Genomic DNA, 22,561 nt, shown 5'->3' on the forward strand with positions numbered 1-22,561 from the left:
GCTATGCCCAATACGCCCAAATCCATTCTTTTCTGGCCCGATGTCTATAAAGAACAGGGACACTGGTTGCCCACGCTGAAATGGGCGCAGGTCCTGCACAATCAAATGGATAATCAGGCACACGCCTATTCCGTAAACTATATGGGCATTCCTGACTGTGCGTCGATTATAAACAGCTACGATAATGGCGGCGATTGCTTCCCCTTCCATACAATTCTAGAAAATATGTACCCGGAAGGCTATACTACTGCAAGCCATTCTAGCCCCAATGAACGTTGGAAAACATGGCACATCTGGGCAATTCTCTATAGTCAGTTTTTTAATTTGATAGACGAAAATGGAGAGGTGGTTGATTCTAATATTGAATTCAATCTCCCGGATGGAGCAAGGCTTCCCAGCAAGGATCTGATAGAAGATGCCAAATCCATTTGGAAAGCCTGGACTTTGGCCGACCCTAATATGCTTGTGGGTGGTTACTTCACTTCGTTAGAAACTTTGCTCTTCTATTGGATTTATGGTTTTGAAAAAATTGAAGAAGAATCCGAAGAAAACGGTGGAAATGACGTCGAAAATCAAGATAATGAAACTCAAAATGATGGTAATGAAAACGTAATAGATTCTGAGGACTATGAAGAAGATGATGATGACTACGAAGAAACTCGGATTCGTCGGAGCGATTTGAATTTTGTCATCTCGACCACTTATTTGAGGCATCCCCAAGATGACCCTGCCGTTCGTGCCAAGTTGAACTTGTTGGCGTTCTCGAAGCCGGAATTGTACAAGATTATAAATATGGCAACAAGGGGAAAGATTTCAACAAGAGAGCCTAATATTACCTTGGACGATTTTGTCGCTCCGCTAGAATCATTTAACGAGCTGATTCCATGCCCTAGGGCGTATGACTATGACCATTACGAACATGGAGAATTGGTGCACTATGTGGACCCCTGCATCTTGAGCGAACAGCCTACCCTGCCGCATTCTATCGACTCTGATGGCGAAACAGTTATTTGGAAGGATGAAGAAGACGAAAATCACAATCCTATTCCAGGTCTCCTTAATTCTTTGCAGAATGTCATTTTTGTATCTGCCGGTTCACAGGTCCTCGACTATGAAGACAAAGCGAAGAATCTGTTCCATTCCATGTGCAAGGCGATGCAGGCTCCGCAAATGGCAGATTATACATTGCTGCTCGCTGTGGGTTCCAAATTGGTAAACAGCGATGAATGGGACGATTACGACAAATCGAAAATCCGTGTCGTTAACTGGGTGCCGCAAAGGGACTTGCTTGCCAAAGAAGGCTGTGTTTCTTGTGCAATCATCCATGGCGGCCTTGCATCTATCAAGGAATGCATCTATTTCAACCGAAAGTTTATCGTTTGCCCCATGGGCAAAGACCAGATAGACAACGCGCTGCGTTTAAAGCATTTGGGCATAGACAATACACTACAAATGTCCGATGTCAACCCCGATGCTTTATTAGATGCAATCAACAGGGTGACGACGGATTACCGTTTGGAAGCCAAGCAGAATAAATTGAGTAATGTTTTCAAAGCTCTAGAAGATGAGGATACGAATCCGTCTTCGGGAAGCCCTTCAGATGATATCGTGACCGGATTCAAGATTATTCGGGATATTTTGAATGAACCGGATTCGGCTGCATCTCAGCCAAATCAAGGCGAGATGCGTTAGGGATAGTGCCCCCTTGGGGACAAGACCCGCGCAGCGGGGCTTGGTTGCAAGAGCCGCACGGGCGTGCCGCAGGTGCGCACGGGTGGCCTTGCAATATAGCCCGACCCACACGATAGTGTGGGGAACGCCCAGCGCGCACTGGCTCGCGAAGGCGCCGACGGCACCCTGAGTTTCTATGCAAACGGCGAACCGGGCAAGAACTGGGAAGACCTCTGTGCAGGTCCTCACGTTCCCAGCACTGGCAAGCTGAAGTCCTTCAAGCTGCTCTCCCTCGCAGGTGCATACTGGCACGGCGATCAGAACAGCGACCAGCTGACCCGCGTGTACGGCACCTGCTTTGCCGACAAGGAAGGCCTGGAAACCTATTTGAAGTTCCTTGAAGAAGCCGAAAAGCGCGACCATCGCCGCATCGGTAAGGAAATGGATCTGTACCACATCGAAGACCATTCTCCTGGCATGGTGTTCTGGCACCCCAACGGCACCAAGATGGTGAACGCCCTCAAGGACTACATCCGTGGCAAGATCGACCGTCGCGGTTACCTGGAAGTGATCACTCCGGAAATCGTGAACAAGACTTTGTGGATTAAGTCCGGTCACGCCGACAAGTACAACGAAAACATGTTCAAGACCATGGCTGGCGACGTTGAAATGGCTGTGAAGCCCATGAACTGCCCCTGCCACATTCAGATCTTCAACACTGGCCTCCGCAGCTGGCGTGACCTTCCGATGCGTCTTGCTGAATTCGGTAAGTGCCATCGTTACGAACCTGCCGGCACCATGCACGGTTTGATGCGTGTCCGCGGCTTCGTGCAGGATGACGCTCATATCTTCTGTACCGAAGAACAGATCGCTTCCGAAGTGGCTGACTTCTGCGCTCTCGTGAAGGAAATCTACCACGACTTCGGTTTCGATTCCATCGTGGTGAAGTTCTCCACCCGTCCGGAACGCCGCGTGGGTTCTGACGAACTTTGGGACAAGGCTGAAGCCGCTCTCGAAGAAGCCACCAAGCTTGCTGGCCTCGACTACATCTTGAACCCGGGCGAAGGCGCCTTCTACGGCCCGAAGCTTGAATTTACCTTGAAGGATTCCCTCGGCCGTGATTGGCAGTGCGGTACCATCCAGGTGGACTTCAACCTGCCGCAGCGCCTCGGTGCAGAATATGTCGGTAAGGACAACCAGAAGCATATTCCTGTGATGCTTCACCGCGCAGCCGTGGGTTCCATCGAACGCTTCCTGGGCATCCTCATCGAAGAATTCATGGGCGATTTCCCGCTGTGGCTCGCTCCGGTCCAGGCACGCGTCCTCCCCATCTCCGAAAAGTTCGCTGAATACGCCCACAAGGTGGAACGTGAACTGGTGAACGCCGGCGTCCGCTGCGACATCGACGAATCCAACGAAAAGCTTGGTTACAAGTTCCGTCAGTGCGAACTCCAGAAGGTTCCGTACAAGATCATCGTTGGCGAAAAGGAAATGAACGAAGGCGTTGTCTCTGTGAACAAGAGAAAAGAAGGTGACAAGGGTTCTATGACCGTCGCTCAGTTCCTGGAAATGACTGCAGAAGACCGCAAGGTTGTTCGCTAGTCTAAATCAATCTTAGGTTCTTAAAAGCAGGCTTCTTTTGAAGCCTGCTTTTTTGATTACTTTACACAAAATTCACCTTCGATAAAGATTGACAATCGCTTTTGCGGAATCGATAATCAAGCGTCTCAGGGACTCGGGCTTTTCTACCTCGGCATTCACTCCGTGGCACAGCACCCATTGTTTGAGAGAATCGTTCACCTCGGCTTTCATCGTGACGCGAACCGTGTACTCATCGGATTTTGAAATTTTCATGGAGCGATTGTACGGACCTTCCATGAGAACATTCTGCATGTAGCTCGGGAAATAAATGGAGATATCTTCGCAGTTCGGATTTTGCTCGCCAAAAAACATTCCGCCGGAACGTACTCGATTTCTGACATTTTCAAGATCGACTGCTTTTGGTTCAAAGCCAACTTTGGTAAGCTGCACCGATTTCATGCGGCGAAGTTTCAGGGTGTATGTATTTCCAGGAAGGCTTTCAGAGACGCAGGCCACGTAGAGTTCACCGCGGTCAATGACAAGCGCTAACGGCGTTCGCATTTTTTTCGTCGTGCGCCCAAAATTATCCTCGTATTCAACCATAATCTTTCGATTTTTCTCAATGGCCTTCAAGACGACCGTCAGCTTTTTTCCGATATCGCTGTCATATTCCGGTGGAGTTCCCATAAACAGAATTCGCCCGTTTAGCGATTTGCCAGAATAGTCAACATTGTCTTTCAATTTTGCAGGAAGGCTTCCCTTTATTTTATCCACAAGTTCGGTGATTAACGAAGACGTAGCCGGGTAAATACTCGAAATACGCTGCAAAAAAACGAACTGCAAAAGTATGTCGTCAAAATCCGACAGAATGAACTTCGAAGCCCTGGCGACATTCGCCTGGTAATATGTGATTGCCCGTTCCTGACTACGCGAGACATAATCCCCGGGCATGTCTAACAACGAAACCATATCGCGCTGGACGCTGCGAAGTTCCCCTTTGGGAATTCCCAGGTTTTCCATAATTTCAGCGACAGAATAACGGTAGGTGTGGTGGGTCATCAGATAAACAAATATCCGGATCATCCGTTCGCCGCGAGCCATCTTTTCCATAAATACTCCGTTTTTCCATTTTAATATAGGCAAAAAGAGCGACACTAATTGTCGTACTCAATACTTTTTCCGGTTTTTCAAGGAAATCTACGGGAACGTGTTGACATTCGCCCCCTAAAAAGTTATGTTCAATGGGTAAATTTCCGAGAGGACTGATTATAGAGTAGAATTTTCTGACATATTGAGAGCATTGCTCTTGGCTTTCATTCAAAATCGGCAAAATTTTGTATTCACAGAAGACTAAGCAGCATTGACTCGCGCCCTATGGCGTGGGTTTTTGCGTTTATTCTGTGATGGTTTTGCCGAACCTTGAATGAGTAAGTTGCACGAACTCCACGCTTTTTTTTTGTACAAAAAATGCGGAGTTTTCTGCAAACGACACCAACCGTCGCGCTCCTGAATTAAATTAAAAATGGTCGGCAAAACCAACGGGAAACGCGATGATCCATGAGAACAATTATGAAAACGAACAAATAAAGCGGAGAAAAAATGATCGATTTCAAAAAATACCGTAATCCTGAAATTATAACCAACATTTCCGATATAATGGACCCATCCTGTTTCTTCGTTAAATTAGCGATATGGGGAGGAATTTTCACAATCATCGGAATAATCGCAGATATTCTCTTAATCAAAAGTTCTGATCAGGAAGTAATTATCCACGCCTTAACATCAGTGATATTACTATTTCTGATGATTTTTTCCGGTGTTTTGCTGGGAACGCACGCTTACTTTAGACAATTAAATCATTCCATGCAAAATGTTTTGGATTACACAAACAATGTTGTTCACCAAGTTATCCAAGACGTTAGCCAGTCTATCGATATGGTAAAATCCAGCACGGAAAATTGCAGAATAACCTTGCCAGGTGGAAACGAAATTGTCAGCGGAGTTTTATTGGATGTAATAAATCCTGCCGTAAAAAATTGCTTTGAAAATAAGCTCCCTTTAATAGGAAAACTAATCTTTAAAATTTATTCAACTATAACAACCGGACTTTTGAAAATGTCTTCTGTTTTCTTTGCAAAAGTAGACAAGCAAATAGATGATGCTATCAACGGACAATTTTCCAAAGTAAAAAATGTCGCAGAACGTCCATTAAATTTCATCGAGTCTACATGGTTGCCCAAAATCAAGGATGGAACAGAGAAGTACATTGGCAAAGCCAAAAATTATATTAAAAGGATATTCTTCTTCGCTTCCTTACCAGTGCTTTTTTTCGCAATTGCATTCATAGCAGCATCAGCGTCCTTAATGTATTTTGCCATGTAGTTTTATGAGCGCTTCTTTTGATTCTTCTTTTTCCGCGTCCAAATACATCAACTTTTACCCTTACGTCGGTAAAGGTTATGTTGCAAGCCCGTTCAGGATCCTTGTGCTAGGCGAATCGCATTATGGACCGCAGTCAAACAATGCTTATCACGAATGGACACGTGACGTGGTTGAGAATGATTTTCTTGGTGCTCTTGATGCAGGGAAGGTTCTTCCCGACTGGGCTCATTGCCATCGCAATACGGCGAACGTTCTGACAGCAAACCGCAATGACAATCCTCATGCGGCTTATGACAAGATTGCTTTCTACAACTTTTTCCAAAAAAGCGTTGGAGAAGGCAACCATGCCGACAAGCGTTACCTGACCGCAGAATTGAAGAAATTATCCGCAGAGGCTTTGCGCGAGGTGATGCAGATTTTAAAGCCGGACTTGATTGTCGGCTGGGGCTGGGACAACCTGGAATGGAAATATCTGCCCGGGGCACGACAGCAAACTGTGATTAGCAAGGATTGCGCAGGGATTCATCTGCATCTGTTTACGCTTGACGGATTCCCCTCCGTTCCCATCTGGTGCATGCATCATCCATCCATGGGCATAAACATCGAAACGCACCGGACCTGCTTTGCTGAAATCAAGAAATTCCTGAAATTTACTTTCTGACGGTTCGCAGAAACAGTCGTATCGGCGAAGACCGGTATGAACTTTACAAAAGGCAGACTCGAAAGAGCCTGCTTTTTTGATTTGTCCGTGAAAGCCAAACCTTCATCATTTGACTTTTGTGTCCTATATATGTATATTAAAGCGAAAGAAAGCGAGGTACTTATGGTTGCCACTCTAGAAATTCCCGAGAAACTTCTTGAAGAAGCTATGGTCGTTACCAAAATCACATCAAAAGATGATGTGGTTGTTTTCGCTTTGGAAAATCTGCTGAAAACAAAATCCATCGCAGGATTAAAAAAGTTTAAAGGGAAAGTTGACCTCGACATTGATATGGATTCTATGCGAGGACGAATTTAATGGTTCTTGTCGATACTTCTGTATGGATAGATTATTTTCACAACGGAATCAATTCCACGCATCTAGACTCACTAATTGATTCAGGAAAAGTCTGTGTAAATGATTTGATTCTCACGGAACTAGTCCCATCCATTCGTCATAGAAAAGAGACAGAACTGGAACATTTGCTCTTGCAAGTTCCCAAGGTTTCAATGAGCATAGATTGGACAAGCCTAATTTCCATGCAAACCGAAAACTTGAAACATGGCGTAAATCGAGTCGGCATTCCCGATTTAATGATTGCCCAAAATGCCATACAGAACGATTTGGCGCTGTATTCCCTTGACAAGCATTTTTCGTTGATGAAAGAATTCTTGTCCCTAAAATTATTTGAAGGATAGGCAAACTCAAAAAATTGATTACGATCAATTCACGAAAATTGGAAATTGCAAATGAAAAAGTTCATTCTTTTATTTGGTTTGATAGCCTTATTTACCGCATGTTCCGATGATTCCTCAAGTGCAAACAACGAAAAGCAGTATCCATTGCAATTGAATGAGAATTGTGATGAATTTGTCAAAGATTCGTCCTTGTGGAGGGCTATTCAAGATTCTAATTTAACTGAATTAAAAAAAAGTATAGAGAATTGTGCTTCATTAGATATGAGCCTATATGACACAAACGCCCATGCAGACCAAATTGTCATTTTAGATTTGATTTGGACAACTGACGCGGATTCCATTATCTATTATCTAATAGATAATGGTATGGATTCTGTGGCCAGGAATCTTGGCAATGGATTTACGACAGAAGCTATGTGGGCTGGTGATACAAACCTTGTCCGATACGCAATGAACAATGGTTATCCAATTAGTGGAGAAACGGTTTATCGCACCATTGCAAATGGAATGGATGGAAAATTTGGTAGCCAAGTCGCAAGAAAATGGTATTACGAACTACTCCCTTTAATTTCCGATATAGATAGTGTTCGGTATAACGTGAACGGGGATTATTCCATTTTACACGAATTATGCAGCCAGATGAGTAATGCTCTTACATTTTTGTCGGAAGAAGATCAATTGTTTTATTTCCAAGATTTAATTGATCGTGGTTATTCCGTAAATCAAAAATCAAGCGATATGGTAGAATTGGACTATTGTAATTTTGGTCATTGGAATCAAACGGATCTTCAAAAGAAGTTCACTGACATTCTTATCAAGGCCGGTGCGGACACGACTCTTGTTAAGTGGACTTATTCGGAATAGGAATCGAATTCTCTTTTTAGCAGGCGAAATCCAAGTCGGGTTTCGCCTTTTTGCGTTAGGGATAGTGACCCCTTGGGGACAAGACTCGCTAAACGAGGTTTGGTTCTGGACTCAGCCAGGTCTGTTCGGTGTCTGAAGGACTAAAGTTAGTTGGCTCTGTTTCGCAGCAAAAAATCTTTTGGCTTATTATCATGAGGGCTGTGCATCCATTTATATTTTGCCCCCCGCCATAGATTAGGTTGATTTTTAGAGTCTTTCGCTTATGCATTCCGCGTATTCAATTGTTCCGCATTCCATTTTGTCGTCAAACACTTGTGTGGTGACGACTTCGGGATTTTCGGAAAGTTCGTCGCAATAGGTGAACAAGAATCCGACATTCATGTCGAAGGGTCTCGGCTCATAGGCGCACTCGTCGCTGATATTTACGATGGTGATGGTGTCTTTCGTGATGTTGGTGAGAATGTGGATTGCGGGCGAAGTGTCGCTGATGTTCAGCACATAAAGCGGACACCCCTCGATTTTATTGTTCATCGCTGCCGCAGCGTGCGGAAAAATTGTCGTCAATGCAGTGATGTCGTTTGCCTCGAACCTGTGCAGCCCTAATGTTCTGAACTCGCTTATGCCCGGTGCTTCGAAGCAGGTGTTCTGCAACGCATCGCAGTAGCCGGAAGTCTCGTTGTAAGCGAGAACATTTTTATCAAAGGAATAGTCTGTTATGTCGTATTTTTCGAGAAATGCTTCCAGTGTTTGGATAGAATCGGAATTATGAAGCGAAGATGAAGAAAGTGGGGCGCTAGAAGATGAAATGCTTGAATCTATAACGACAGAATCAACAAATCTAAACGGAGTTTCCGCACACATGAAAGTCATTACACTCGGAGGCGGTGGATTGCACACGCCCTTATTTGTATATGTGGAATCTCCATTTCGTATGTTTATGGTATCTCCAAGACTATTGATCGAAATGATTCTTTCGATAGTCAATTCCCCGGAGCAGCATCCGCTTATATCGTATTCTTCTTTTTGCGGTTCCGACGACGAATCGCTACAGGCCAGAAGCCACAGAGAAACGGCTATCAGGTAAATTAGGCTCTTATTCATTTCTCAAATCCTCTTATGCGTTTTTAACATGAAGAAACCACAAACAATCTACCATAAGACATTGTTCGAAACCTTGTTTTCTGCCTTTTCTACTATCACAGGCTTCGGCGGACAAAATGGTGTGTAAGCGCAATCCCCAAACGGATTTCCTTGCGCGTCATATCCATCATAGCACGATAGTTCCCTTTCACAATTTACACCAACATTTTCTTTTGGCGTGAAATTACGTTCGACCCCTTCGGGAATATCCTTGTCATCTCTCCAAAAAATATCATCAGGTTCATAAAGGAACATCTGCCCATTTTCGCATTCAGCAATCTTCAAAGAATCGCCTGTTTCAAGGGGTAAGAATGTGGCGTAACAGTTTATCTTCAAAGCATCTTCTTCATGTATAATGCATCTTTCGGGATTTCTACAACATTGATTTTCGACCATTTCCTTGCAAATTGAAACAGTTGCCTCAAAAAATTCTTTTCTCCATAGTGTGTCTCCATTCGAGTATTGCATCGCGTGTCTGACTTTTCTTGAACCGTCTTTTCTGACTGTGAATGTTTCTGTCGTTGTATAGTCGCCTTGTCCCCAACTGTTCTTTTCAACATATCTTGTGTCGGTGATGTATTTTATATCGTTGCCGACGGAATCTTTTACAGTGAATGCCCATGTGCTGATGTCCGATTCATCCATATTTTCACATTGAATTTCACTATGGCATTCCGTTGAACTACCATACAATGCGTTTTTGCGATAAACGAGCGGCAATTTTCCGGTATATTGTATTTTAAGAATCTTGCCATTCAGGTCTGCATCGTTTATTTGAGTTGCATAGACTCTAACGGGACAATCAAGGCTAATATTTGGGGTCTTTTCTTTTTCAATCAGAGCAACAGTCAAGGTGTCTTCGTTGATATGGACACCAATGGATTTCACATTATCCTTTGAATAGTATATTTGCGTAGGAAAAAAGATTCTGTTTTGCCCATTGTCATTTTCGATGAATACGGTATCTTGACTTTCGATTTCCTCGACATCGACTTGGGTCTTGGCACAGTCCGAAATGGAATCCAATGCGAAGAAATTTTCGTCGTAATTGATGGAAGTGTCATACTTGAAGGAAAGACCATCATCAGTAGAGCCGTTATCGCATCCGAACCATAGAAACGCGGTAGAAGAAAGGAATATTTTTCCCAGAATTTTACGCAGCCTTATGTTCATGGCTATAAATATAATATTGTAAATCTAGTCCTTTACGCAGCGGACTGATAATCCGTCGTTTTCGTTGTCGCTACAGACGCTTACCATTCCTTCGGAACCGTCGCCAACATGAATCATTTTAGGACAATTATGATTGAGTTTGTCTATTGTGGATGTCCAAAAGAATGCTAAAAGGCCCGGCTCAAGAAAATTTTGGAATTCTGCTTGATAGTTCCCTGCGGGCAAAATTGCGAACCCGTATTCGTCTTTTGCATTTCCCCAACCCTCAACGCCATAAGCGTAAAACGCCGAGTAGCCACCATTCCCCTTTGTGGGCCACTCATCAACTGAAGGCAAGTGCCAATCGGGTGGGCAGGCTGTCTTTGCGGCGGCGAGTGTGTATAGACGACCGTACTTATCGCAGTTTTCGCCTTTATTTCCGTTGCACCAACTTTGGACACCATCTTCAATTTCAAAGTTGAGATTTTCGGCCATCCAGGTCTGTTCGCCGAGTTGAATCGTCTTGTAAACTTGTCCGTCTCGGGCATCTGTCAGTTCAGGGCCTTCGTCTGCTTTTTTTACTTCTTTCGAAGGTCCTGGAGCGGGGCCGGGGTCAATTTCGTAGATTTTTCCGCTGAACTTGAAATACCTGATGTCCTTGTTTTCGGGGGCAATATCGAACCAGTGGTCGCTATAGCACGTGCATGTCGATTCCACACGGTCGGGGCCATATTCGATTTCCAAGGTGTCGCCTGAACGTTTTGTCAGGAGATCCGCCTCGACATAGCAGAGGTCCATCACTTTCAAGACGAATACCTGGTAATTTCCGTTGCCGTCGTTAAGCATGTATGCTTCGGGCGTTTCTTCCTGAGTGGCTTCTGCAAGTGTTGTGATTTTTGCGGCGGGTCTTGCCAAAATCGGTTCATCGCCCAAACCTGCAAGGCACGAGCCTAGCTTATAGCCGTTCTTTGTATCTGCGGCAAATGCTTTTGAAAACTCGCTGCTTGAACTTACGCTCTGTTGGCTGGACGATGCGGGCTTGCCGCTAGATGAAGATATGTCGGATTCTTCCGGTTTTGACGAACTCGTAATCTGTTCGCTGGACGACGATATGTCGGCGCCTTCCTGTTGTGACGAACTTGATGGAATTTTCTCCGAGTCGTTACCGCTTGAGGAACTTTCGCCTTGTGCCATGGTATTTTCGATTTCTGTGATTCCTGCCTCGCTCGTGGATTCTGAACAAGCCCAGAATAGGGTTGCTGATAAAGCGATTAGGAGTTTTGCCTTGTTCATGTTCATTTTCCTTTCCTTGATTCTGGTGTTATCTTGTCTGTAAGAGGGAATATCTGCAAGTTCATTTGGTAGACCTGGTCTATTTTTTGACATTCGCTTGCCATGGATATAATTCTTTTGCGGAATGCGTCTGTTTCTTTGATGATGCGCTCGTAGGTTAATTTGTCTATACCCATGGTGATGCCGGAAAAGTTGCGCTCTTCTACGGAATCTTTTGTAATGGATTGCAGTGCGAGTTCTGACATCTTTTTGTTCATCGTGCGGATGACAAGGGGAATGGTCTCCTTGGATCCTTTGACGACTTTTTCAGTCTGCTCGTAGGTTCCGTCGCTGTTTTTTATGAGCAAGTTTGCCTTGACGAGGAATTGCAGGATGTCCTGGGTTTCGGCAGCCGTGACGCCGTGCCTTACTTTGGATGCAATTTCGCCATGCGTGGCACCCGGCATGAGGGGCGCGAGCTCGCGAATGATGGGACAGTCGGGAGTTTCGTAATAGCGGTATGCGTCCGCGTCGATGACGCGAATCTTGTTCATGTGCGCTTCGTGCTCAATTTCCTGGAGTGCGGCTTCTTTCTCGCTCTCGTTTTTTGCATTCCCGAATTTGACAAGCAAAGCGAAATAGGTGTAGTCAAATCCTTCAAGCCCCATGGCTCGTGCGGCCTTTGCGATTCCCGGTTTGCTGAGCGTTGTCTTCCCGTCGCTTACCAGTTTCAAGTATGCGGGCGACGCGAAACCTGCGAGGCTTGCAAATTTTCGCCACGTAAAATACGAACTCCTCTTGCGCTCGGCATAGAAGTCTCGCATGTATTTGCGGTAATCCTGATATTCGGTGATTGGCTTCATACTTATAAAAATAAAACAAAAATGTCGAATACGTAACAAAAACGGCGTTTTTTACAAATTTTTCGTCTGATTTTAAAATATGATACAAATGTGTTTCATAAAAAGTCCGACAGCAATAAACGTGATTTTGTGAGGTTCCGTCATGCCGCCGCCAAATTAGGTATATTTCTGAGAGTGGGTCTTCGGAGGCTATTTTGATGAAAAGTCCTTTTGATAAAACCCTATTTCTGCTATGTATGGTTGCTGTTCTGGCGGCATGTTCGGCGGAATCTAGTAGTGCAGATGCAAAGAGTGTCGAAGAAGGAGACGATTATGTGTTAAAGCATGTTCAAATGTATCGCATCCTTGGGCCACAGGGGGATACTTCTGTGTGGAACGCGTCTAATTGCCATGTCGGTGATTCGACTTTCTCGTGTACCCAAGTGACAAATGTGGATTGTTACATTTTTCATACGTCCTATATAGAGATTTGTTATGATTCTAATAAAGTTGAAATTCCTTGTTTGCAAAAAGATACTTTATATGATACGACTGTTGCGGATTTGAATTTTGGGCCGAATGCGCGAATGGACTACATACCCTATGCCAAAATTTCAGAATTCAATCGCGATTCCGTAAAGAGTCTTTTCTCGGAATTGTCAGGGGAAACTTGCAAGTTGCTGATTAGTTATTCGTCGAATTATTTTCTTGAAGCGGTAGGGCTTCCCGACAGTTTAACCTTGTTGAAAACAGATGAGTACAGGCTTGGAACATACCGCTCGGATTACAGCAAAATTATTGGCTTGCTTGCATACCGGGACTCCACGGGAACCGAGAAATGCGGGATTTCAAAAGCTGAAACGCGTATTACTTATGATCGGGGGGCCTGCTTCTATTATAGTTTGCCTAATGAACCCAAACAAATACAATATGTTCTATACAACAATACGTCAAAGTCTTTTCGCGATACGACTATTTCTTGGAAGTTGGTGTATCGCGATGAATATGGCCGTGGCGATACACTTGACATGACAACGAAATTTAAATGATTTGATAAAAAAGTCGTTTATGAAATGTCTGTCGCTTCCTGTTTCCGTAATCCTTTTGCTTGCAGGTCTAGCTTTTGCCCATGAAAGCAACCACCGGGGCAACCGCAGTATTTGCGGATTGTCTTCAGTCTGGTCCTATGACACCGATGAAGAAGCTCAGAAAAAGATGGCTCAATCCCAAAAGCGAGAAGACAGTTTTGTCAAGCCAAAACAATTTTTTCCTGGTTTCGCTAGATGAAATAGTAGCCGAGTGCTACGCTAAATGACAATAGATGCACGCTGATGTCATCATATCGCTCGTTTATTTCGCTTGCATCCAAGACAGTTGTTAAACCGAATAACGTTTGCAAACCCAATTCGAAGCGGTTGCCGAGTATGATTCCTGTTCCTGCAGTGAGTTGTATGTCGCAAAAGGAAAGACCCGCGCCATCCCACTTTGTTCCGAAGCCATAGGCGCTGCCTTTGGTCCAATAATGAGCCTCCTTTGCGTCTATGATGAACGCGAAGGTTAATCCTGCATCAAAGTAAAATGGACTTTGAGTTTGGAAATGAGCAAGAACGGGGATTCCTAAACTGACCGTTTCGTATTTTACATAGGTATCGCGGTCAAGGAGTTCGTCTGTGAACCCAACATCGTTCTTGAGTAAGCGAACATTGTATGTTAGCCCTGTGCGAAGTGCCGGCAAATCCTGAAAATTAAAGATGGTGTTGACTGCGAGCAGAAAACCTGGTCCATTGAAATCCTTGGAATCCATCAGATTTCCCTCTTTACCGATCAAAAAATCGTAGGAAAGGCCAATGCTAGTACCGAGCCTGAAAAAACGATTAGATACGTCGCTGGCATGACAAAAAGCGGCCAAGACTGTTATGATCAACGCTAATTTTATCGATATACAATTTTTCATTTCCGCTGAAAATATAATTTCTTCAAAAGAATCAATTTAAGCATGAAGATGTTTTGCGTTAGGGATAGTGACCCCTTGGGGACAAGACTCGCGAAGCGAGGCTTGGTTGCAAGAGCCGCGCGGGCGTGCCGCAGGTGCGCACGGGTAGCCTTGCAATATAGCCCGCCCCACACGATAGTGTGGGGAACGCCCATAATAAGCAGATATCGCGGCTACCTGGAAGTGATTACGCCGGACAGCGATGCAAGGCGAGAGCAGCGGACAAACTCGTTTGTCCATTGCCGAGCCGAAGAGCTGGGATGCTTGCATCCCAATCGTGACTACCGCCCAAGGCGAGTGCTGCGGGCAAACGCGTTTGCCCATAGCCGAGCCGATGCGGGAGGCGACGAAGTCGCCACAAGACTTTATGGATCAAGTCCGGTCACGCTGACAAGTACAACGAAAACATGTTCAAGACCATGGCTGGCGACGTTGAAATGGCTGTGAAGCCCATGAACTGCCCCTGCCACATTCAGATCTTCAACACCGGTCTCCGCAGCTGGCGCGACCTCCCCATGCGTCTTGCAGAATTCGGTAAGTGCCACCGTTACGAACCTGCCGGTACCATGCACGGTTTGATGCGTGTCCGCGGCTTTGTTCAGGATGACGCTCATATCTTCTGTACCGAAGAACAGATCGCTTCCGAAGTGGCTGACTTCTGCGCTCTCGTGAAGGAAAAGTGTGCAAGCGAGTGTCGCGACAGGCTGCTTGCAGACTGGCAGGACCGAGCGCAGCCACGGACGCCGAAGGCGTCAAATCTACCACGATTTCGGTTTCGATTCCATCGTGGTGAAGTTCTCCACCCGTCCGGAACGCCGCGTTGGTTCTGACGAACTTTGGGACAAGGCAGAAGCCGCTCTCGAAGAAGCCACCAAGCTTGCAGGCCTCGACTACATCCTGAACCCGGGCGAAGGCGCATTCTACGGCCCGAAGCTTGAATTCACCCTGAAGGACTCCCTCGGCCGTGATTGGCAGTGCGGTACCATCCAGGTGGACTTCAACCTCCCGCAGCGCCTCGGTGCTGAATATGTGGGTAAGGACAACCAGAAGCACATCCCCGTTATGCTGCACCGCGCAGCCGTGGGTTCCATCGAACGCTTCCTGGGCATTCTTATCGAAGAATTCATGGGCGATTTCCCGCTGTGGCTCGCTCCGGTCCAGGCACGCGTCCTCCCCATCTCCGAAAAGTTCGCTGAATACGCCCACAAGGTGGAACGTGAACTGGTGAACGCCGGCGTCCGCTGCGACATCGACGAATCCAACGAAAAGCTTGGCTACAAGTTCCGTCAGTGCGAACTCCAGAAGGTTCCGTACAAGATTATCGTTGGCGAAAAGGAAATGGCCGAAGGCAAGGTTTCCGTCAACAAGCGTAAGGAAGGTGACAAGGGTCAGATGACCGTCGCCGAGTTCTTGGCTATGACTGCAGACGACCGCAAGGTTGTTCGCTAATCGCCCAATATGTCATGCCGGACACCGTTCCGGCATCGCCTTTTAAATTTGAAACGCAGACTCCCCGAGCCTGCGTTTTTCATTTATAAATCTAATTTATTCAAAAACTCCGAATACGAAAGAATTGGTATTCCAGCATGGCTTTCTAGTTCCGTCAAATCCTTGTCGCCACTTATAATGAAATCAACAGGAACGCTTTCTGCCATTGACAATATAAAGAGATCCTTAATGTCCCTAATAGGTGATTCAGCTTGTTTTGTGATTGGAGTCCAATGACAAACATTATCTACCATATCAACAAACGCTTGCCGAGATTCTTGAGAAATAATAACGTTAAATTTCGGACGAGCTATCACAGTTTGAATTTCATCTAGCAACAGCTCGCTCATATAAACCTGAACATCATTACGGCATAAAACATCGGCAAGCGAAGCAAGCCGCTTGCCGATCATGAATGATATCCACAAATTTGTGTCGAACAGGACCTTCATTTCCCGTAACGGACCGCGTTGACTTCAGCGGCGATTTCTTCATCAGTCATCATCGGAGTCTTGGGACATGAATCGACGAATTTCTGGACAATGCTCCGCTTTGACCGCACGGTCCAGCCCATGCGATTCGCTAGCGTTTCCATGATACCCAAATCCTGGGTCGGAATTGTCAGAACAAGATCTTCCATAAAAATCCTCGCCCTTAAAATACATTTTTTCTTCAAAAACGCCAACAATGTCCCCCCGCTGATTGATTTGAAACACCATAAAAAGCCCTTTTTCACCATCTTTTTTCAATTAAAAGGGCTATTCAGCTACAGTATTTCGACAGTTTTCAATGGAAATTGCAAAATAAGAACGGTTCTGCAGCCAATGAAAGAAACTGAACTTTATGATTTTATATATATTTAAAAACATAATAAATGGAGTTTTTATAAGCACATAGAAAACGAAATAACATTTTAGTAGAGCAACGCTCTTGTTCTTGACGCAGAAACCTAGACAATTTCTTTTAGTTCATGAGAATAAGATGCAGATGCTCACGCCCCCACTGGGGCGTGGGTCGTTTGTAGATTCATGAACAGGCTTTGTCTAGGGCCTCTGCTTCGGATCCAACGACACCACGCCTTTTTTTATGCGCTGATTGTCGCCGCAAGTCCGCTTGAGGTTGCCCTAAAGGACGATTTTTTTTAAAGGATAATACAAATGAAAAAGATTCTTATCGTTTTGGCAAGTCTATGCATCTTTGCAATGGCTAATGACAAACCGGCAACTCAGCAGTGCATACCCCTAGATTTTTATCCTTGCGATATGGACATGTCTTCTATGGTCAAGAATTTTACTCAAACAGAACTAGATTCTATCGCTCAAAAAAATTGGATTGTAAAAAAAATAGACAATAAGGATTCGTTATTGCAGGATACGTGTCATTTCTATTTTGAATATACTTTTACAGGACAAAATAAGTCGCCTAACCCTCCATTGCATTCGGATAAATTGGAATATTCATGCATTGCGACTGGCAAGGGTTACCAAGCCGTAGAAATAACAACAAAAGTTCGTTCTAGATGGTTTGCAAAGGATGGACAAGTTGCATATGATTATGGAAAACATTCACATCGATTGCAAATGAACCGATCTTTTAGCGAGGGTTTGTTAAACGGAATATCCGAAATTTACTCAAATAGAAATCTTGTAAAAAGCATTATGTACAAAAATGGTTTGCGTGATGGCAATGAAAGAAATTATGATCACAACAGGCTGTCTGAAATTCGTTCATTTTCTGAAGGTAAATTGAATGGATTGTCTAAATTTTACGATTACGATGAAAAACTTGTCAAGACGGTTTCCTACAAAAATGGAATTCAAGACGGAGAAGAAAAAACATATTTTGAAGACGGCTCATTGAAACAAGTATTTTTATTTTCTGATGATGTACTAAATGGAACTGCTACTGAATATGACAAACAAGGTAATAAAACAAAAGAGTCGCTATATAAGAATGGAGAAATAGAAAGTTCTACGCAATATGGAAACTATTCCGATTGGACGAAGCCTGTTTTGGGACTGAGTTGCGCTGCAGCGCACGTGCCAATATTCGGATGTTTGTCGGATTGCTATGAACGAATAGAAAAGAAATGCCGTTGTGCAAAAAAATATGAAAGCAAAGCCTTTGTTATTGAACAGACTTTGTTCCAAAACGGGAAAAAACAAGGTATTGAAACACTTTTCTACGGACCCTGTGATAGTGACGGCAATCATATAGGCTTAAATAAAAAGTCAAAGGAGAGCCCCTACGAAAACGGAATTTTGAACGGGATGGTCAAAGAGTTTTACCCTAATGGTAAATTAAAGAGTACCATTACATACGAAAACGGCGACGCTGTATCAGAAAAGAAATGTTTTTCCAAAAACGGAAAAGTCCAGAAAACAGGAGCAGAAAATATGGAATGTAATTAAAACCACTAAAAATACAGGAGTAAATATTATGAAAGAAAAATCTGTTGCTGCAGCAAGTCTGCTGAATTTATTCTTCGCCCCAATCGGCAGTCTTTATTGTAGAGGATGGGTTGGAGCGATTGCTGTAATCATCCTTTATGCTGTCGCCATAAACGCCGATTTGGGATTCCTTGTTTGGTTAGCAGGACCCGCTTGGGCATTAATGGGCTTTTTCCAATGCAAAGCCTATAATGAAAAAGTTAAACGAGAAAATCAATATTAAATGAGGAAAAAATGTCCAAATACGTTACAACTTTCACAATCGCGTTCATCGCAGGATGTATAGCAGCAGGATGCATCACAGGGTTTTCTGAAATGGGACGTTATTTTTTCTTACGAATTATAGCAATACTCTTTTTTGTTTATGCTCCTATTGCAATTGCTTTTTGCTTTAAAGCAAAAGACGATGCGGAATACTTCGAAAGTTTAAAATATGTAATTCGAGATGAATTGAACCGTCAGAAATATGGCGACAGATAGCAAAAATCCGCATTCGCGTTAGGGATAGTGACCCCTTGGGGACAAGACTCGCGGAGCGAGGCTTGGTTCTGGGAGGTGAGTGGCAAGCGTAAGCGCAGCCGATCACCCCCAGAATATAGCCCGACCCACGAAGTGGGGAACGCTCAAAATAATCGCCAGCGAAGTGGCCGACTTCTGCGCCCTCGTGAAGGAAAAGCGTGCAAGCCGAGTGTCGCGACAAAATGCTTGCGCTACGCTATTTTGGCATGACCGAGGCGCCGCCGCGGACGCCGTAGGCGTCAAATCTACCACGACTTCGGTTTCGATTCCATCGTGGTGAAGTTCTCTACCCGTCCGGAACGCCGCGTGGGTTCTGACGAACTTTGGGACAAGGCTGAAGCCGCTCTCGAAGAAGCCACCAAGCTTGCTGGCCTCGACTACATCTTGAACCCGGGCGAAGGCGCCTTCTACGGCCCGAAAAGCTTGCAAACCGAGCGTCGCGACGAAATGCTTGCATTTCGGCATGACCGAGGGCAGCAGCGGACGCCATCGGCGTCCAGCTTGAATTCACCTTGAAGGACTCTCTCGGCCGTGATTGGCAGTGCGGTACCATCCAGGTGGACTTCAACCTGCCCCAGCGTCTCGGTGCTGAATATGTGGGTAAGGACAACCAGAAGCACATCCCCGTTATGCTGCACCGCGCAGCCGTGGGTTCCATCGAACGCTTCCTGGGCATTCTTATCGAAGAATTCATGGGCGATTTCCCGCTGTGGCTCGCTCCGGTCCAGGCACGCGTCCTCCCCATCTCCGAAAAGTTCGCTGAATACGCCCACAAGGTGGAACGCGAACTGGTGAACGCCGGCGTCCGCTGCGACATCGACGAATCCAACGAAAAGCTGGGCTACAAGTTCCGTCAGTGCGAACTCCAGAAGGTTCCGTACAAGATCATCGTTGGCGAGAAGGAAATGGCCGAAGGCAAGGTTTCCGTCAACAAGCGTAAGGAAGGCGATAAGGGTTCCATGACCGTCGCTGAATTCCTGGCTATGACCGAAGCTGATCGCCAGGTCGTTCGCTAGTCAAACGCAAGTGAAAGCCGCGGCATCCGTCGCGACTCTGACATTAAAAAGTCCTCGAGGTTACGCCTCGGGGACTTTTTGCATTTCATTAACTACCTTTACCCTTCGTCAATCATGTTAGCAGGTTTTCATTCAGAAATTCCAAACAGGGCTTAGCTTAAACAAAATCAAGAGCTATATCAGAGAGTCAATTTTAGACTATTGCGAAGATATTCAGGAGAGATACGAATCAAGTCTCTCCGAAAAAAAAATAATGTCAATGTTTCCACCAATGGTTCTTGTACCATAGACACGCTCTACTCCTCCAACAGACAAATGCAATTGAACTATTCGGAATCCTGCTTTTAATTTTTGACATTACAGGCGTTTATTATATTTCGGTCAAAGGTATTTTTATGGACGTCTATATTTTTCAGCATGTGGAATACGAAGGCCCGGGAGCCATTCTCCCCTATTTGCAGGCCAAGGGTCATAAAGTTCATGTAGTCCGTCTCTACGCCGGTGACAGGATTCCCCACGAAGACGAAGTGGATTTCGCCATCATGATGGGCGGTCCCATGAGCGTCCTGGACGAAGCCGACTATCCTTATTTCGTTCGTGAAAAGGAACTGTGTCGCGACATGGTTCAGTTGGGCAAGCCCATTCTCGGCATCTGTCTGGGCGCGCAGATGATTGCCAGCGCTTTCGGTGCCGCCATCCGCAGAAGCCCCGAAAAGGAAATCGGTTGGTTCCCCGTGGAATGGGAAAACGGAATGTCCGAATCTATGACAGCATTCCATTGGCATGGCGAAACGTTTGACATTCCCAAACAGGCCGTAGCCTTGGCCCGTAGCGAAGCATGCCCCCGTCAGGCATTCCGCCTGGGCAGCGCATTGGCATTGCAGTTCCATCTGGAAACCACCTTGGAATCTATGGAAAGCATGTTGAAAAACGGGGCCGAAGAAATTGAATCGGCATCCGGTTGCAAGTACGTTCAGAGCGTCGAGGACATCCGAAAAACATGCGCCGAAAACATCGGCAAGAACAACGACACCCTGGTAAAGATCCTGGATTTTATGTTGGCCAAAAAGTAATCGCAACAGGATACGGAGTTTTAGAATGAGTAACATCATCAAAGTGGTTAGCAAGCAGCACAACAGCAAGATGTGCATGATGTGCGGACTGGACAACGAATACGGGGTCCGCGCTCCGTTCTACAATATGGAAGACGGAAGCGTCATGAGTCTGTTCCAGTATCGCGAACAGCATCAGAGTTATCCCGGTCGCGTTCATGGAGGCCTCATTACCGCCATGCTAGACGAAATGGGACTTCGCGCAGTGTGGGCCAAGGAAGGCGGCGACGAATCTATCTGGGGCGTCACCATGTCCCTTGAAACCAAGTACCGCAAACCCGTTCCCTATGGCGAACAGTTGATCGGCCGCGGCGAGATCGTAAAGATCACTCCCCGATTCTTTATCACCCACGCCAGCATCATGGATATGAGCGGAACCGTCCTTGCCGATGGCGACATCAACTACATCCATCTGGACATGAGCAAGATTGCAGAAGGCGTCACCATGCACGAAGAAATGCCTTACCTCATCGAGGATGGTGTAAAGGAAATTTCTTTCTAATAGAGTGCGGTTATCGCCGTGCATTAGAAATAGTATAGGCGGGCACAGCTCGCCTTTTTCTATATGGCACTCTTCCAGTGCATATAGTGCGGCTAGGTCATGCCAGAAAATAAATTTTCTGTCGCGACACTCGCCTTTTTCTATATTTTGAGCCGTCGGGACATGCCGCGAACCAAGGAGTTTTTATGTCTTTCGTCCAGGAACTGAAAAACAAGATTTTGAATGATGGTTACGTTACCACCCGTGAAGATGCCATCAAGCTACTTGACGCTGACCTGGAAGAATTGACCGCCGCCGCCAACGAAATCCGCGAAAAACTCCACGGCAACGATTTCGACTTCTGCTCCATCGTCAACGCCCGCAGCGGTCGCTGTTCCGAAAACTGCAAGTACTGCGCACAGTCCAGCTACTACCACACCGGCGCTCCGGAATACAAGTTGCTCAGCGCCGACGAAATCGTAGCCGACGCAAAGAAGAAGGAAGCCGCAGGCATCCCCCGCTATTCTATCGTCACCTCCGGCAGAACTCTCACCAAGAATGACGTAGAACAGATTTGCGAAACCATTCGTCGCCTCAAGAAAGAAACCAGGCTTAGCGTTTGCCTCAGCAGCGGTCTTCTGAACCGCGAGCAGTTTGATCAATTGAAGGCAGCGGGCCTTTCCCGTTTCCATAATAATCTGGAAACTTACCGCCGTCATTTCCCTGACGTTTGCACCACCCACACTTACGATGACAAAATCGGAGTGTTGCAGAATGCCGTAGCCGCAGGCCTTGAAATTTGCAGCGGCGGAATCATGGGCCTTGGCGAAACCATGGAAGACCGCATCGACATGTGCATCGACATCCGCGAACTGGGTGCCAAGTCCACCCCCATCAACGTGTTGAACGCCATTCCGGGAACTCCTTTCGAAAATCTGCCCAAGATGACCAACGACGAATTCTGCAGAATCGTCGCCATCTATCGCTTTATCAATCCCAAGGCCTATTTGCGTTTGGCCGGTGGCCGCGGCGTTCTAGGCGATTACGGTACAAAGGCATTCAAGAGCGGAGCCAACGCCACCATCACCGACGACATGCTGACCACCGCCGGAGTCAACAGCGCCACCGATTTCGAATTGGTAAAGAGCCTCGGATTCGAACCTCACGGATTCCTGGACTAGCGAAAAATATTTAGATTTC

The 22,561-nt window shown here is 45.7% G+C and carries 24 protein-coding genes and 2 pseudogenes; 18 read left to right on the top strand and 8 right to left on the bottom strand.

Annotated elements, in window-relative coordinates; genetic code table 11:
* Positions 1–3 precede the first annotated feature (3 nt).
* Positions 4–1,692, top strand: coding sequence for a glycosyltransferase (locus B7992_RS06765; RefSeq protein WP_088665869.1), 1,689 nt, complete (start codon positions 4–6; stop codon positions 1,690–1,692).
* A 123-nt stretch (positions 1,693–1,815) separates the two neighbouring features.
* Positions 1,816–3,273 (top strand): annotated as a pseudogene (thrS, locus tag B7992_RS06770) (threonine--tRNA ligase); the annotation flags it as partial.
* Between the two features lie 72 nt (positions 3,274–3,345).
* Here thrS and B7992_RS06775 read toward each other — a convergent pair.
* Complete coding sequence (locus B7992_RS06775; protein WP_088665870.1) at positions 3,346–4,362, bottom strand: YafY family protein; 1,017 nt, start codon at positions 4,360–4,362, stop codon at positions 3,346–3,348.
* Between the two features lie 489 nt (positions 4,363–4,851).
* Here B7992_RS06775 and B7992_RS06780 point away from each other — a divergent pair, with 489 nt between their 5' ends.
* Genes B7992_RS06780 through B7992_RS06800 form a run of 5 tightly spaced genes read left to right on the top strand, consistent with a single transcriptional unit; the run spans position 4,852 to position 7,896 of the window.
* Positions 4,852–5,634, top strand: coding sequence for a hypothetical protein (locus B7992_RS06780; RefSeq protein WP_088665871.1), 783 nt, complete (start codon positions 4,852–4,854; stop codon positions 5,632–5,634).
* A gap of 4 nt (positions 5,635–5,638) precedes the next feature.
* Positions 5,639–6,295, top strand: a complete 657-nt coding sequence (locus B7992_RS06785) for a hypothetical protein (RefSeq protein ID WP_088665872.1) — start codon at positions 5,639–5,641, stop codon at positions 6,293–6,295.
* Positions 6,296–6,331: 36 nt separating this feature from the next.
* Positions 6,332–6,652 carry a type II toxin-antitoxin system VapB family antitoxin gene (locus B7992_RS16950; RefSeq protein WP_217897584.1) on the top strand — a complete coding sequence of 107 codons (321 nt, stop codon included), beginning with the start codon at positions 6,332–6,334 and terminating at the stop codon, positions 6,650–6,652.
* Positions 6,652–7,032: a PIN domain-containing protein gene (locus B7992_RS06795; RefSeq protein WP_088665873.1), complete on the top strand. Its 381-nt coding sequence runs from the start codon at positions 6,652–6,654 to the stop codon at positions 7,030–7,032. Before B7992_RS16950 ends, B7992_RS06795 begins: the two co-directional genes overlap by 1 nt.
* A gap of 51 nt (positions 7,033–7,083) precedes the next feature.
* Entirely contained in the window at positions 7,084–7,896 is an 813-nt protein-coding gene (locus B7992_RS06800; RefSeq protein ID WP_088665874.1) for a hypothetical protein, read from the top strand.
* 246 nt (positions 7,897–8,142) lie between these two features.
* Here the strand turns inward: B7992_RS06800 and B7992_RS06805 are convergent, their stop codons facing one another.
* A complete protein-coding gene (locus B7992_RS06805) occupies positions 8,143–8,997 on the bottom strand; it encodes a hypothetical protein (RefSeq protein ID WP_088665875.1) in 855 nt (284 codons plus the stop codon).
* Between the two features lie 48 nt (positions 8,998–9,045).
* Complete coding sequence (locus tag B7992_RS06810) at positions 9,046–9,924, bottom strand: hypothetical protein (protein ID WP_176421870.1); 879 nt, start codon at positions 9,922–9,924, stop codon at positions 9,046–9,048.
* Positions 9,925–9,969: 45 nt separating this feature from the next.
* Between B7992_RS06810 and B7992_RS16605 the strand changes: the two genes are divergently transcribed.
* Entirely contained in the window at positions 9,970–10,152 is a 183-nt protein-coding gene (locus B7992_RS16605) for a hypothetical protein (RefSeq protein ID WP_176421871.1), read from the top strand.
* 81 nt (positions 10,153–10,233) lie between these two features.
* Here the strand turns inward: B7992_RS16605 and B7992_RS06815 are convergent, their stop codons facing one another.
* Both B7992_RS06815 and B7992_RS06820 read right to left on the bottom strand, forming a co-directional pair.
* Positions 10,234–11,487 (bottom strand): FISUMP domain-containing protein, encoded by a 1,254-nt coding sequence (locus B7992_RS06815; RefSeq protein WP_176421872.1) that lies wholly within the window; start codon positions 11,485–11,487, stop codon positions 10,234–10,236.
* On the bottom strand, positions 11,484–12,323 hold the full coding sequence (locus B7992_RS06820; protein ID WP_088665907.1) for a TIGR02147 family protein: 840 nt from the start codon (positions 12,321–12,323) through the stop codon (positions 11,484–11,486). The genes B7992_RS06815 and B7992_RS06820 overlap by 4 nt, the downstream gene beginning before the upstream one ends.
* 197 nt (positions 12,324–12,520) lie before the next feature.
* Between B7992_RS06820 and B7992_RS06825 the strand changes: the two genes are divergently transcribed.
* A complete protein-coding gene (locus tag B7992_RS06825) occupies positions 12,521–13,351 on the top strand; it encodes a hypothetical protein (RefSeq protein WP_141100395.1) in 831 nt (276 codons plus the stop codon).
* A 230-nt stretch (positions 13,352–13,581) separates the two neighbouring features.
* On the opposite strand, the gene B7992_RS06835 is transcribed toward B7992_RS06825, so the two are convergent.
* On the bottom strand, positions 13,582–14,256 hold the full coding sequence (locus B7992_RS06835; protein WP_088665880.1) for an outer membrane beta-barrel protein: 675 nt from the start codon (positions 14,254–14,256) through the stop codon (positions 13,582–13,584).
* A 404-nt stretch (positions 14,257–14,660) separates the two neighbouring features.
* On the opposite strand from B7992_RS06835, the pseudogene B7992_RS17375 reads away from it, so the two are divergent.
* A pseudogene (locus B7992_RS17375) lies at positions 14,661–15,744 on the top strand (aminoacyl--tRNA ligase-related protein); the annotation flags it as partial.
* A gap of 83 nt (positions 15,745–15,827) precedes the next feature.
* On the opposite strand, the gene B7992_RS06845 reads toward B7992_RS17375, so the two are convergent.
* Both B7992_RS06845 and B7992_RS06850 read right to left on the bottom strand, forming a co-directional pair.
* Positions 15,828–16,235: a putative toxin-antitoxin system toxin component, PIN family gene (locus B7992_RS06845; RefSeq protein WP_088665881.1), complete on the bottom strand. Its 408-nt coding sequence runs from the start codon at positions 16,233–16,235 to the stop codon at positions 15,828–15,830.
* Positions 16,232–16,423: a hypothetical protein gene (locus tag B7992_RS06850; RefSeq protein ID WP_141100396.1), complete on the bottom strand. Its 192-nt coding sequence runs from the start codon at positions 16,421–16,423 to the stop codon at positions 16,232–16,234. Before B7992_RS06850 ends, B7992_RS06845 begins: the two co-directional genes overlap by 4 nt.
* Before the next feature lie 517 nt (positions 16,424–16,940).
* Here B7992_RS06850 and B7992_RS06855 point away from each other — a divergent pair.
* The 8 genes from B7992_RS06855 to bioB all read left to right on the top strand — a co-directional run bounded on the left by B7992_RS06855 (position 16,941) and on the right by bioB (position 22,542).
* Positions 16,941–18,194, top strand: coding sequence for a toxin-antitoxin system YwqK family antitoxin (locus B7992_RS06855; protein WP_088665882.1), 1,254 nt, complete (start codon positions 16,941–16,943; stop codon positions 18,192–18,194).
* 28 nt (positions 18,195–18,222) lie between these two features.
* Positions 18,223–18,456 (top strand): hypothetical protein, encoded by a 234-nt coding sequence (locus B7992_RS06860; RefSeq protein ID WP_088665883.1) that lies wholly within the window; start codon positions 18,223–18,225, stop codon positions 18,454–18,456.
* Between the two features lie 11 nt (positions 18,457–18,467).
* Complete coding sequence (locus B7992_RS06865) at positions 18,468–18,713, top strand: hypothetical protein (protein ID WP_088665884.1); 246 nt, start codon at positions 18,468–18,470, stop codon at positions 18,711–18,713.
* 312 nt (positions 18,714–19,025) lie between these two features.
* Positions 19,026–19,268 (top strand): hypothetical protein, encoded by a 243-nt coding sequence (locus B7992_RS17135; RefSeq protein ID WP_254917644.1) that lies wholly within the window; start codon positions 19,026–19,028, stop codon positions 19,266–19,268.
* Entirely contained in the window at positions 19,265–19,768 is a 504-nt protein-coding gene (locus tag B7992_RS17140; protein WP_254917645.1) for a His/Gly/Thr/Pro-type tRNA ligase C-terminal domain-containing protein, read from the top strand. The genes B7992_RS17135 and B7992_RS17140 overlap by 4 nt, the downstream gene beginning before the upstream one ends.
* 395 nt (positions 19,769–20,163) lie before the next feature.
* Positions 20,164–20,841 (top strand): type 1 glutamine amidotransferase, encoded by a 678-nt coding sequence (locus B7992_RS06875; RefSeq protein WP_073286153.1) that lies wholly within the window; start codon positions 20,164–20,166, stop codon positions 20,839–20,841.
* Between the two features lie 25 nt (positions 20,842–20,866).
* Positions 20,867–21,382 carry a PaaI family thioesterase gene (locus B7992_RS06880; RefSeq protein ID WP_073159585.1) on the top strand — a complete coding sequence of 172 codons (516 nt, stop codon included), beginning with the start codon at positions 20,867–20,869 and terminating at the stop codon, positions 21,380–21,382.
* 185 nt (positions 21,383–21,567) lie between these two features.
* Positions 21,568–22,542 carry a biotin synthase BioB gene (gene bioB / locus B7992_RS06885; RefSeq protein WP_073159583.1) on the top strand — a complete coding sequence of 325 codons (975 nt, stop codon included), beginning with the start codon at positions 21,568–21,570 and terminating at the stop codon, positions 22,540–22,542.
* The last annotated feature ends 19 nt before the right edge of the window (positions 22,543–22,561 follow it).

The sequence above is a fragment of the Fibrobacter sp. UWH1 genome, from assembly GCF_002210365.1.
GTDB lineage: Bacteria > Fibrobacterota > Fibrobacteria > Fibrobacterales > Fibrobacteraceae > Fibrobacter.

Bases quoted from the DNA above. Each gene is read 5' to 3' on its own strand.
- B7992_RS06765 (WP_088665869.1), top strand. From the start codon at position 4: ATGCCCAATACGCCCAAATCCATTCTTTTCTGGCCCGATGTCTATAAA.
- B7992_RS06855 (WP_088665882.1), top strand. From the start codon at position 16,941: ATGAAAAAGATTCTTATCGTTTTGGCAAGTCTATGCATCTTTGCAATG.
- B7992_RS06880 (WP_073159585.1), top strand. From the start codon at position 20,867: ATGAGTAACATCATCAAAGTGGTTAGCAAGCAGCACAACAGCAAGATG.
- B7992_RS06780 (WP_088665871.1), top strand. From the start codon at position 4,852: ATGATCGATTTCAAAAAATACCGTAATCCTGAAATTATAACCAACATT.
- B7992_RS06865 (WP_088665884.1), top strand. From the start codon at position 18,468: ATGTCCAAATACGTTACAACTTTCACAATCGCGTTCATCGCAGGATGT.
- B7992_RS06820 (WP_088665907.1), bottom strand. From the start codon at position 12,323: ATGAAGCCAATCACCGAATATCAGGATTACCGCAAATACATGCGAGAC.
- bioB (WP_073159583.1), top strand. From the start codon at position 21,568: ATGTCTTTCGTCCAGGAACTGAAAAACAAGATTTTGAATGATGGTTAC.
- B7992_RS06795 (WP_088665873.1), top strand. From the start codon at position 6,652: ATGGTTCTTGTCGATACTTCTGTATGGATAGATTATTTTCACAACGGA.
- B7992_RS06775 (WP_088665870.1), bottom strand. From the start codon at position 4,362: ATGGAAAAGATGGCTCGCGGCGAACGGATGATCCGGATATTTGTTTAT.
- B7992_RS06845 (WP_088665881.1), bottom strand. From the start codon at position 16,235: ATGAAGGTCCTGTTCGACACAAATTTGTGGATATCATTCATGATCGGC.
- B7992_RS06860 (WP_088665883.1), top strand. From the start codon at position 18,223: ATGAAAGAAAAATCTGTTGCTGCAGCAAGTCTGCTGAATTTATTCTTC.
- B7992_RS06835 (WP_088665880.1), bottom strand. From the start codon at position 14,256: ATGAAAAATTGTATATCGATAAAATTAGCGTTGATCATAACAGTCTTG.
- B7992_RS06815 (WP_176421872.1), bottom strand. From the start codon at position 11,487: ATGAACATGAACAAGGCAAAACTCCTAATCGCTTTATCAGCAACCCTA.
- B7992_RS06785 (WP_088665872.1), top strand. From the start codon at position 5,639: ATGAGCGCTTCTTTTGATTCTTCTTTTTCCGCGTCCAAATACATCAAC.
- B7992_RS06825 (WP_141100395.1), top strand. From the start codon at position 12,521: ATGAAAAGTCCTTTTGATAAAACCCTATTTCTGCTATGTATGGTTGCT.
- B7992_RS06850 (WP_141100396.1), bottom strand. From the start codon at position 16,423: ATGGAAGATCTTGTTCTGACAATTCCGACCCAGGATTTGGGTATCATG.
- B7992_RS06800 (WP_088665874.1), top strand. From the start codon at position 7,084: ATGAAAAAGTTCATTCTTTTATTTGGTTTGATAGCCTTATTTACCGCA.
- B7992_RS06875 (WP_073286153.1), top strand. From the start codon at position 20,164: ATGGACGTCTATATTTTTCAGCATGTGGAATACGAAGGCCCGGGAGCC.
- B7992_RS06805 (WP_088665875.1), bottom strand. From the start codon at position 8,997: ATGAATAAGAGCCTAATTTACCTGATAGCCGTTTCTCTGTGGCTTCTG.
- B7992_RS16950 (WP_217897584.1), top strand. From the start codon at position 6,332: ATGAACTTTACAAAAGGCAGACTCGAAAGAGCCTGCTTTTTTGATTTG.